Annotated in this window: 11 protein-coding genes and 1 pseudogene; 7 read left to right on the top strand and 5 right to left on the bottom strand. The window is 63.9% G+C overall.

Annotated features, from left to right (window positions below; translation table 11 throughout):
- The 6 genes and pseudogenes from HUX88_RS31140 to HUX88_RS33425 all read left to right on the top strand — a co-directional run.
- Window positions 1-224 (top strand): hypothetical protein (locus HUX88_RS31140; RefSeq protein ID WP_176364281.1); only part of this gene is annotated, 224 nt, incomplete at its 5' end.
- 129 nt (window positions 225-353) lie between these two features.
- Window positions 354-1,610 carry a kynureninase gene (gene kynU / locus HUX88_RS31135; RefSeq protein WP_176364284.1) on the top strand — a complete coding sequence of 419 codons (1,257 nt, stop codon included), beginning with the start codon at window positions 354-356 and terminating at the stop codon, window positions 1,608-1,610.
- Window positions 1,607-2,440, top strand: a complete 834-nt coding sequence (gene kynA / locus HUX88_RS31130; RefSeq protein ID WP_176364280.1) for a tryptophan 2,3-dioxygenase — start codon at window positions 1,607-1,609, stop codon at window positions 2,438-2,440. Before kynU ends, kynA begins: the two co-directional genes overlap by 4 nt.
- A gap of 28 nt (window positions 2,441-2,468) precedes the next feature.
- Complete coding sequence (locus HUX88_RS31125) at window positions 2,469-2,840, top strand: RidA family protein (protein WP_176364279.1); 372 nt, start codon at window positions 2,469-2,471, stop codon at window positions 2,838-2,840.
- A pseudogene (locus tag HUX88_RS33430) lies at window positions 2,837-3,478 on the top strand (NAD(P)/FAD-dependent oxidoreductase); the annotation flags it as partial. The gene HUX88_RS31125 and the pseudogene HUX88_RS33430, both read left to right, overlap by 4 nt.
- A gap of 50 nt (window positions 3,479-3,528) precedes the next feature.
- The gene (locus tag HUX88_RS33425; protein ID WP_373886864.1) at window positions 3,529-4,077 is read left to right on the top strand and encodes an NAD(P)/FAD-dependent oxidoreductase; all 549 of its coding nucleotides are present in this window, start codon (window positions 3,529-3,531) and stop codon (window positions 4,075-4,077) included.
- A 9-nt stretch (window positions 4,078-4,086) separates the two neighbouring features.
- Here the strand turns inward: HUX88_RS33425 and HUX88_RS31115 are convergent, their stop codons facing one another.
- From HUX88_RS31115 to HUX88_RS31095, 5 genes are all read right to left on the bottom strand, one after another.
- Window positions 4,087-4,758: a response regulator transcription factor gene (locus HUX88_RS31115; RefSeq protein ID WP_176364278.1), complete on the bottom strand. Its 672-nt coding sequence runs from the start codon at window positions 4,756-4,758 to the stop codon at window positions 4,087-4,089.
- Window positions 4,759-5,124: 366 nt separating this feature from the next.
- Window positions 5,125-6,528, bottom strand: coding sequence for a serine hydrolase (locus tag HUX88_RS31110; RefSeq protein ID WP_176364277.1), 1,404 nt, complete (start codon window positions 6,526-6,528; stop codon window positions 5,125-5,127).
- Between the two features lie 81 nt (window positions 6,529-6,609).
- Window positions 6,610-7,623 carry a non-reducing end alpha-L-arabinofuranosidase family hydrolase gene (locus tag HUX88_RS31105; RefSeq protein WP_176364283.1) on the bottom strand — a complete coding sequence of 338 codons (1,014 nt, stop codon included), beginning with the start codon at window positions 7,621-7,623 and terminating at the stop codon, window positions 6,610-6,612.
- Window positions 7,624-7,813: 190 nt separating this feature from the next.
- Window positions 7,814-8,677 carry a class I SAM-dependent methyltransferase gene (locus tag HUX88_RS31100; protein WP_117011219.1) on the bottom strand — a complete coding sequence of 288 codons (864 nt, stop codon included), beginning with the start codon at window positions 8,675-8,677 and terminating at the stop codon, window positions 7,814-7,816.
- A gap of 142 nt (window positions 8,678-8,819) precedes the next feature.
- Window positions 8,820-9,713: an NAD(P)/FAD-dependent oxidoreductase gene (locus tag HUX88_RS31095; protein WP_176364276.1), complete on the bottom strand. Its 894-nt coding sequence runs from the start codon at window positions 9,711-9,713 to the stop codon at window positions 8,820-8,822.
- A gap of 136 nt (window positions 9,714-9,849) precedes the next feature.
- Here HUX88_RS31095 and HUX88_RS31090 point away from each other — a divergent pair, with 136 nt between their 5' ends.
- Complete coding sequence (locus tag HUX88_RS31090) at window positions 9,850-10,497, top strand: TetR/AcrR family transcriptional regulator (protein ID WP_176364275.1); 648 nt, start codon at window positions 9,850-9,852, stop codon at window positions 10,495-10,497.
- Window positions 10,498-10,527: the final 30 nt, after the last annotated feature.

Below are 10,527 nucleotides of genomic sequence, written 5' to 3'. Positions count from 1 at the left end.
TCGTGCGTCTTTGGCGGTCGCCGGCGGCGCGCGGCGCCGCGCCGGGATGCTCGGCCGGCGCCGCAATGACCGCGCGCAGCCTGGAGCTGGTACGTCTGCGCCCCGGACTACGCGAGCGCCTGCACACGAACGCGCAGCTGCTCAAACGCAGCCTGCGCAGCCTTGGCCTGGCCATAGACGAAAACGGCAGCCCGACAACCGCGTTCACCGTCGACGATGCGTAACGCATGCGCGACATACAGGAATCTCTCATGAAAGAAGACATCTTCATCGCTTATTCAAATTATGTCGGCGCGGGACCGGAAGGCGCGCTGCGCGTCGCCGCCTTTGCCGACCACCAGGAATCGGACATCATGATCACGTCGCGCGAGCAGGCGCTCGCACTGGATCGCGACGATGAACTGGCGCATCTGCGGGATCGTTTCGAACTGCCCGAAGGTGTGGTCTACCTCGATGGCAATTCGCTGGGCGCCTTGCCGAAATCCACCGCCTCGCACCTGGAGCAGGTGGTCAGACGCGAATGGGGCCAGGGTTTGATCGGCAGCTGGAACGAGGCTGGCTGGGTCCATTTACCTGAGCGTGTCGGCGACAAGATCGCCACCCTGGTCGGCGCCAACCCGGGCGAACTGGTGGTCGCCGATTCGACGTCGGTCAATGTCTACAAGGCCTTGAGCGCTGCGCTGACACTTGCGCTGACCGAGCGGCCGGCACGGCGCCGCATTCTGTCGGAGCGTCACAACTTCCCTACCGATCTGTACATCGCGGAGAGCCTGGCGCGGCAGCACAGCTGCGAGCTGGTGCTGGCGGAAACGCCCGACCAGATTCCCCACCTGCTGGCGCAAGGCGGCGTTGCCGTCATGATGCTGACCCATGTGAACTACCGGACCGGCCGCATGCACGACATGGCGGCGTTGAACGCGCAAGCGCGCCAGGCCGGAGTATTGACGCTGTGGGACCTGGCGCACTCGGCCGGCGCCGTTCCCGTTGACCTGAACGGAGACGATGCCGACTTCGCCGTCGGCTGCGGCTACAAATACCTGAACGGCGGCCCCGGCGCGCCGGCATTCGTCTGGGCCCACCGCAGGCATGCCGACCGCTGCACGCAACCGTTAAGCGGATGGTTCGGCCACGCGCATCCTTTCACCTTCACGCCAGCCTACGAGCCCGCATCGGGCAGCGCGCGCTTCCTCTGCGGGACACCGGCGGTGCTGGCCATGGCCGCATTGGAATGCGGCGTCGATACTGTGCTGGCCGCCGGCGGCATGGCGGTGTTGCGGCGCAAATCGCTTGCATTGACGCGTCTGTTCATCGAACTGGTCGATACGCATTGCAAGGAACACCGGCTGAAGCTGGTGACGCCGCGCGACGAGGCGCACCGGGGCAGCCAGGTCTGCCTGGCGCACGAGGACGGCGCCTATCCCATCATGCAGGCGCTAATCGCCCACGGCGTCGTGGGCGACTTCCGTGCGCCGGACATCCTGCGCTTCGGCTTCACGCCCTTGTACACGCGGTACGTCGATGTCTGGGACGCGGTGCAGGAGCTGGCCAGGGTACTCGACAGCGGCGACTGGCGCCAGGCCCGCTTCGAGCGCAAGGGCGCCGTCACATGAAGCGCGACACCGTCCATGAAGAAGGCGCCAAGCTCGATTTTTCGCGCGACATGAGCTACGGCGACTATCTCCATTTAGATCGGGTCCTCGATGCCCAACATCCGCTGTCGGCCGACCGCAATGAAATGCTGTTTATCGTCCAGCATCAGGTGAGCGAGTTGTGGATGAAACTGATGCTCCATGAGCTGCGTGGCGCGGTCGATTGCCTTGCAGGCGACCAGTGCGCGCCGGCCTTGAAGATGCTGTCCCGCGTGTCGCACATCATGGCGCAGATGGTGCAGGCGTGGGACGTCCTGTCCACCATGACACCGCCGGAATACGCGGCCGTGCGGCCGTACCTGTCCAACAGTTCCGGCTTCCAGAGCTGGCAGTACCGGGCGCTTGAATTTTTGATGGGTAACAAGAATGCCGCCATGCTGACACCGCACCAGCACCATCCCGCAAGGCTGCAACAGGTCCGGTCCGCTTATGACCAGCCTTCGCTGTACGACCAGGCCCTGCGGCTTCTTGCACGGCGCGGCTTGCCTGTGCCCGAAACACATATCCGGCGCGACTGGTGCGCGCCCTACCAGCCCAGCCCGGAGGTCGAAGCAGCGTGGCGCGCCGTGTATGCGGCACCGCACCAGTATTGGGACCTGTACCAGCTGGCGGAAAAACTGACCGATATCGAGCAGGCCTTGCGGCTGTGGCGCTTCCGGCACGTCAGCACGGTCGAGCGCGTCATCGGCTTCAAACGCGGCACCGGCGGCACTTCCGGCGTCGACTACCTGCGGCGCGTATTGGACCAGGTGATGTTTCCCGAATTGTGGAGCCTCCGCACGACGCTATGAACCACCCTTTCAACCTCGGAATGAACCCATGACCAACAACACCCTTCCCTTCTCCAAATGGCGCCGCGCCGGCGGCCTGGTTTTCCTGTCGGGCGAACTGCCTCTCGGCCCGGAAGGCGCCATGCCATCCAGTATCGAAGCCCAGACCCATCTCACGCTGCAGCGCATCGGCGCGACGTTGGCCGGACTCGGGCTGGATCTGCGCGACGTGGTTCAGGCGACGGTCCACCTGACCCATGCCGAAGACTTTTCGGCGTTTAATGTGGCGTACCAGCAGCATTTCAAAGCGCCCTACCCGGTCCGCACCACCGTTGTTGCACCGCTCGTGCTGCCGGGCGCGCGGGTGGAAATCACCGTGGTCGCCGCCGAAACGCCTGCGACAAGCACGGGCGGCCAATGAAGCAAGCAATCCTCGTGATCGGCGCGGGCATGGTGGGAACCTGCACTGCGCTTGAGCTACAGTTACGCGGGCATCACGTGACGCTGCTCGACAAACGCGGGCCTGGCCAGGAGACGTCCTACGGCAACGCCGGCGTGATACAACGCGAAGCGGTGGAGCCCTACCCGATGCCGCGCGGCGCCGGTTTTTTGCTGATGGCGGCGCTCGGCCGGGATCCAAGCGTCAGCTATCACCCGGCGGCCGTACTGGCGGTGCTGCCCAAGCTTTGGCAATACTGGCGGGCGTCGGCGCCCGGCCGTCATGGCGCGATCAGCCGCCACTATGCCGCGCTGATCGCCCATTCGACAAGCGAACATGCGCGCCTGCTGCGGCTCGCCGATGCGGACGACCTGGTGAGGCGCTCCGGGCTGCGTCTGGCCTTCCGCAGCGGCCAGCCGTTCGCGCAGGCACTGGCGGATGCCGCGCGCCTGCAGCGCGACCATGGCATCAGCTTCCAGGCGTTCGATGGCGCTGAACTCGCCCGGGTCGAGCCTGCCTTCCGCAGGACGCTGGCGGGTGCCGTGCACTGGTCAGACTCGTGGAGCGTGACGGATCCGGGCAGGCTGGTGGAACGCTACGCGGCCCTGTTCCAGCGCAATGGCGGTCGGTTCGTCCACGGCGATGGCTCGACGCGGCGCCACGGCGCCGCATGGCAGGGTCGACAGCGCGGACGGCACCATCGACGACTCAGGCGGTCATCGCGCTGGGGCCCTGGGCCGAAAGCTTCACGCAACGCCTTGGCTACCGCCTGCCGTTGTTCGTCAAACGCGGCTACCATCGCCACTATGCCGATGGCGCCATGCCTTCCGTTCCCACGCTGGACGCGGAGCGGGGCTATGTCATGTCGCCGCAAAGCCGCGGCCTGCGCATCACGACCGGCGCCGAAATCGCCGCGCTCGATGCGAGGCCGACGCCGCGACAGCTCGCCTTGGCAGAAGCTTCCGCGCGCGAATTGCTGGAGTTGGGCGCACCTGTCGAGCCGGTTCCCTGGTTGGGCTGCCGGCCTTGCGTCGCCGATATGCTGCCCGTCATAGGCCCTGCAGGCCGGCACCCCGGCCTGTGGTTCAACTTCGGCCACGGCCATCAGGGATTCACGCTGGGGCCCGCCAGTGCGCGCCTGCTGGCGGACCTGATCGACGGCGCCACGCCGTTCATTCAGGCGGAAGGATATGCTCCGCAGCGGTTTGCCGGGTATTAGCTGGCCCCGTCAGGCGACAGACTCGCCTTGAACAATCACGTAGCCTATGCCGCGCACGGTCTCGATATAGCCTTCGCCGATCTTGCGCCGCAGGTTGGCGATGTGGACGTCCAGCGAATTGCTGGAGTTCGCGCGGGCACCCGGCAGCGCCTGTTCTTCAAGGCTGCGCCGGGTCACCACCCGGTTGGCGCGTATCAGCAGCGTCTTCAGCAGCACAAATTCGCACGCCGTCAGCTTGACGGGCCTGCCACGCAGGCTGGCGCGGCGGGTCGGCACATGCAATGACAGATCCCGCAGGCCCAGCCGCTTACCATCGAAGCCATAACTGCGCCGTACCAGCGCGAGCAGGCGCAGTACGAGTTCAGCGAGGTCGAACGGCTTGGCCAGATAGTCGTCGGCGCCGGAGTCGAAGGCCCGCAGGCGCTCCGGCAGCGAGTCCTGGGCGCTCACGGTCAGCACCGGCAAGCCGCTGTCACTGCGACGCAGCCGCCTCAGCAATTGCCTGCCGTCGCCATCCGGCAGGTTCAAATCAAGCAGTACGAGGTCGCAGGTCCCGGCATCGAGGAACCTGTTGGCGTCACCGAGCATGCGGACCCACACCACGTCCATTCCCTGGTCGACCAGCGCGATGCGGATCTCGTCGCCCAGGTCCAGATCGTTTTCAATCAGCAGAATCTTCATGGCGCGATGAGCGTCGCCCAGCACTGCTGCCTGCCAGGCCGGACCGGCACCGGGTTCATCGAATACAAGGCCGAGCCTTCAAAATATGCGTGCATTACTTTCATTTAAATGAATGACTATTCGTTTTTATGCCGGATTATGGATAACTCCGCCTTGCAAGGCAAGGAGAATTTGTAAAGCCGCGCCGGATGTGCCGGCGCCCTTCCAAATCAATCCGCCGGAAATAAAAATCCATGATCACCCTCCTTTTTGCAAGCCGATTTTTGTATGATGTAAGTGGGCTCGCTTAATGCGCGTTCGTACCAAGACGATGCCTGCAATGGATTCACGCCGCACGGCAGGCCGGGCCGGACAACTCAACCGGCGCTAACGGGGATAGACAATGAACTGCTCCAACTTGCCATCCGACGTGAAATAAGTCGGCACTCTGACCGTCCCGCCAGTGGTCTTGATGCGAAAGAAGCGGTAGACCAGACCTCCGCGACGATCAGAACGCGTTTCGACTATGCTCTCGACCTCGCCCAACGGCTTGAGCGACGCGGCAAAGTCGGCGACGACCTGGTCGCTGAAATAGGCACGCAAGGCATCGCTCATCATGCTCCGGTCCGGATGCCCCGTCTGCAATTGCGCGAACAGCGCGCGCACCTTGCTCAACGCCTGGGGCGCGGCCGAGTCGGCTGCCGGGGCGAACAAGAGCGACGCGATCTCGCCGGTGACCTGCTCGCTGGCCGCGCCGCCGCCGTTGGTGAGCACGACAATGGCCGTGTCGTCATGCGGGAAAAGGGTGTTTTGCGAACGGAAGCCGGAAACCTCGCCGCCGTGGTCCCACCGCAATCGTCCTTCGGGCGTCGCATGAACGAACATGCCCAACCCATAATTTGTGCCGACGCCATCGCTTAACAAATTCTCAGTCGACAGCGCTTTGCGGGAGGCGGCGTTGAGGATCGCATCGTGCATGAGCGCGATGTCCCAGCGCGCCAGGTCGCTCGCCGTCATCGCCAGGTTGCCGGCCGCCCAGACCCAATACCGGCCTTCCGGCCGGGCCGGGCGCGGCGGACCGAATGCCGCCGCTTCGTAGCCTTGCGGATCGGCCTCGTCCCACGACGTCGCGCTGGTGTCGACCACCGAACGCATCGCCAGCTTGTCCGTGATCCGGCGGTGGATGAACGCGTCGAGCGACATCCCGCTGGCGATTTCAATGATGCGCCCGGCAATCGCATAGCCGGTATTGCTGTACTCCCATCGCGAGGCCGGGTCGAAGCCGAGCGGCTGCTTACCCCAGTTGGAGAGGATCGCATCGACGGTCGTCGGCTGCTCCATGAAGGGCGCCACATAGTCGAGCGGATAGTAGTCGGGATAACCCGCTGTATGCGCGAGCAATTGCCGCACGCTGACTTCATTCGACCTCGTCAGGTCGGGCAGGAAGCGCGCCACCTTATCCTCGAGCGCCACCTTGCCGTCCTGGACCAGCAACAAGATCGCCGCCGCCACGATTTGCTTGGTGTTCGATCCGATCTTGTAACGCATCTGCGGGGTGGCCTTGATCCCCTTGTCGAGGCGCGCCACGCCATATGCTTTCGCATAAGCCAGCTTGCCGTCTTTGACGACGGCGATCGACACGCTCGGAACCGACTTGTCTTCCAGCGCTTTCGCGACGATGGCATCGATGGCGCGCACAGTGTCGGGCGCCAGTTGGGCTGACGCCAACGTCGGCAGCGCAGCGGCGAGCGCAAGAATACAGCGGAGGATTGTCGGTGCGCTCTTTTTCATGGGAGACAGTTCGTTGCCTAAGGGTGCAGGCAATCTAACATGATTGGACCGGCTGGACCTGATCGAACATCGATGATACGGTCAACGGCAGAGCGCGCTCACCGGGTTGTCCCCCTTCGCCGTGATGACGCCCAGCCGATACGGAAGCTTGATGTAGTCGGCCACATGCACGGCCGGATCATTGCCCTGGAAGAGGTATTCGAGCGGACGGCAAGGATCGATCGTCATCGTTTGATCGGCATTCGTCCGTATCATTTCGCCATGAGAAATACCTTCCGACCACAGCTGCTCGACGTTGTCGCGGCCGGCAAACGTATTCATAGGCGCGGACGAGAACGGCTCCCATTTTCCATCCAGGCCATCGCTCTTCCAGATCCGGAAGTAGCGCCCTTGCGGCGACACGGCCTCCACCAGGGTGATGTAGGTATTCGTGTCGGCGATTTTGTAGGTATTGCTCGCCTCGAACAGGTCTTCCGTTTTTTCGGTCATCACGGCGACCGTATTGTGGAAGCCATTCGGGAACTCGCCGAGCGCGGTCTCGGACCGCAACAGACGCCCATGGTCGTCGGTATTGAACAGGTAGCACTTCCGATCGTCACAGATCACCCAGAAATCCAGCCAGCCATGACCCTGCGGCAGCTTGACGATGTCGGGGACGACGGGAAAGAACGGTTGCGGCGCGCTCCAGGACATGGGATCGCCGATATCCTTCGAGGTGGAGTACAGCGGATCGCTCCCCTGGTAGACGAGATACCAGGTCTTTTTCGGAGCAAAATAAAACACTTGCGGCGCGGCGCGATAACCCGGTCCCATCGGGGATTTCGCCAGCGGGACGATTTTCGCGGACGCCGCGTCCGGCCACTTGTCAAAGCTCGTGTATGCGAGGCCCCAGCCGACCGACCCGGCGGTGGTCATGAAGACGTGGTATGTGCCGTTCACGTTGACGATCGAAGGATCTTTTACCGCATAGATGGTCTGGTCCGGCGCAGGTTGGGGCGAGATCAACGGCGCGCTCGATGTCCAGTGAAACGCCTTCGTCGGCGCCGGCGCTGCGGTGCGGTCCGCGGTCGTGCCGCAGCCGGCCAGGGCAGCCATGAGGGCAGCCACGAACAAATCTCTTCTGAATTTCACGAATCTTCCTCAGTTTTTACGAACTTTCGCGTTCCCGCCATGCGCATGCTCAGATGTATTTAATATATAAAAAACTTGCAGGAGTATAGATGACCCGTCGGCCAGCCGCAACTACGCCCGGCCCCACCGGGGAACGCCTCCCCGGTTAATCCTGTCAGCTTGCCGGATTGCGCGCCGTGACGATCCACGCCGCGCCGTCGATCGTCACCGACCGTTCGCCGGGAAGGCCCGCGAAGACGGCTCGAACCGCGGCCGAGGCGCGAGCGCGGATGTCGTCGCCCTGACCGGCAAGCGCACGCGACAGCGGGCCGACCTCGAGCGCCATCTTCACCGCGTCGTCGAGCGCAGCGTCCCGCGTCCCGCCCTCGCCGATCGGGACGGAAGCATCGAAGGGCGCGAGAGCGATATCGATGAAACCGGCTGCCGCCAGGATGCGCGCAACCCGGCCCCGCTCGCCGAACGAAAATGGGCCGGGGGCTTCGGGATCGGGCGGCGCGGCCGGCGGGACGATGCCCTGCATCGCGCCCATCGGCAGGCGCATCCATTCGTTCTCGGCCGCGCCGCGCCAGCAGACGAAAGCGACCCGCCCGCCCGGCCGCAGCGCGCGTCGCATATGGGCGAACGCCCCGGTCGGATCGTCGAAGAACATCACCCCGAAACGCGAGAACAGGATGTCGAACGCGCCTTCGGGGAACTCGGCGCTGCTGGCGTCGGCCACCTGGAACAGCGCCGGCATATCCTGTGGCGCAAGCGCGCGCGCCCGGCCGATCAGCGCTTCGGATATGTCCACGCCCAGCACTTGCCCCCCTGCGCCGACACGGGCGGCCAGAGCCCGACTCGATGCGCCCGCGCCGCAGCCGACGTCCAGCACGCGCTCGCCCGTCGCGGGCGCGGCGGCTGCGATCGCGGCCTGGCCGAACACCGCCACCATGGCGTCGAGCCGGGCCTGGTTGGCGACCCAGCGCTCCCCGCTTTGGTCATTCCAGTCGGCGGCCTGATCGGCATTTTGCTCTGTCATGCTATCTCCTTGTTCTGATTCGTTATTCACTAGCCCCCTTTGGACAGATGAAGCGCGGAGGGAAGCGAACATCCGCGCTGTGACGGATAGGCGCCGCAATGCCTAAGGAGCCTGCGACAACCGAAGAATGGAATCTGTGCTCTTAAACCAGCATTGATTGCTGTGCGGAGATACCCGCCATCGCGCCCTGCGATATTGCCGTGGTGACCGAGGCCATGGCTGGGTTTGCAAGATCGCCGGCGGCGTAGATGCCGGGCATGCTGGTTTCACGGCGCTCGTCGACCTTGAGGGCGATGCCCAAGGGCGTAGCGACCGTGGCCAGGCCCAGTGATTCATGCAGGCTTGCGGACGGCTTGTTGCGCGGATGCGCGAACAGGATGTCGACCGCGACATTGGCGGCGGTATCGAGCTTGACAGTGGCACCATGGACGCCGTGTCGGGCGATTTCCGTAATCCGGCCATCGACGACAGGTATGCCGCGGCGCGCCAGATCGGCCCGAATATCGGGCGCGATGTCGTGACCATCGGCGAAGACCGTCAACGTCTCGGTCCAATCGTGGTACAGCCTGACATAATTGTGCGACTGCGGGCCGGACCAGGCGAGGCCCCAATGCTGGCCGGCGACTTCAAAGCCGTCGCAATAGGGGCACGGAACAATGGACGTGCCCCAGCCTTCGGCGAAGCCCTGGACGTCAGGCGTCTGGTCGACGACGCCATAGCTCAGGATCAGGCGACGTGCCCTGAGGCTTTCGTTGTCGTCGGTGACGACGCAGAAATCGTCGAGGGCGCCGGAGATGCTCTCGGCCCCCGCAGTGACCAGCCTGACCGTTGGATAACGCGCCAGCTGCTGCCGCGCCTCGGCCAGGATGTCCAGCGGCGGCTTGTGGTCGTGGCCGAGCAGACCATGCGAATGGCCGGCGAAGCGGTTGCGTGGCCGGCAAGTGTCGAGGACTGTGACCTTGCGGCGGGCACGGCCGAGCTGAAGGGCCGCGGCGAGGCCGGCAAAGCTGCCGCCGATGATGATGACGTCATTCATGGTGATGGGCTCCGTGTGTGGATGAAGGGTGGACCGGGCCTGGCACAAAACAACCTGCCCATCGGGTTTGCACCCTTTGGATACTTTGTGGTATCCTAATTAAAGAATTAGATACTGTCAAGTACTGGAATTTTTTATGACTGAAAACAATCAGGGCCGGCGCGGTCGCCCCGCCAACGAGGCGCTTGGCCAAACGATCGCGGACGCCGCGTGCGAACTTTTTGTGGAATTGGGTTTTCAAGCGACGACCATGGACAAGGTCGCCCAGCGGGCGAAGATATCCAAGCTCAGCATCTATCGGCACTTCGAGAACAAGGAAGCGCTGTTCAGCGCGGCCATCGCGGCAAGCTGCCATCGGTTCGCGCCACAGGGACTGTTTGAAGGGGTCGACGGTTCGGCCGCGGATCAGCTCATGGCGGTGGGGTCATCCCTGCTGCGCACGTTCCTGAACCCGGATGTCCGCCGCGTCGAAGCCATGATCCTGGCCGACAAGACGAATCAGGAGTCGTTAAGCAGGCTCCAATACGAAGCAGGTCCCGCCCATGTCATCGCCCAGATCGAGGCCCTGTTGCGTCGGTTACACGCGAAGGAGGTTCTGAACGTGCCCGATCCCCGCCAGTCCGCCCGCTTGTTTGCCGCGCTTTTAAAAGGATGCGATCTCCTGATCGTCGCTCGCTTTGACGAGGCGATAGCAGAGAACGACAACGAAATCGAATCCTATTGCCGGTCGGCCGTCGCCATGTTCATCGCCGCGCACGGGGGCAACGACCACGCGGGCGGGTAAAAAATCGCTTCCAAGTAAAATGGCCAAGGA

The sequence above is a fragment of the Duganella sp. BJB1802 genome, assembly GCF_013369445.1.
GTDB lineage: Bacteria > Pseudomonadota > Gammaproteobacteria > Burkholderiales > Burkholderiaceae_D > Rugamonas > Rugamonas vulcania_A.
This window is presented reverse-complemented; position numbering and strand designations above follow the sequence as displayed.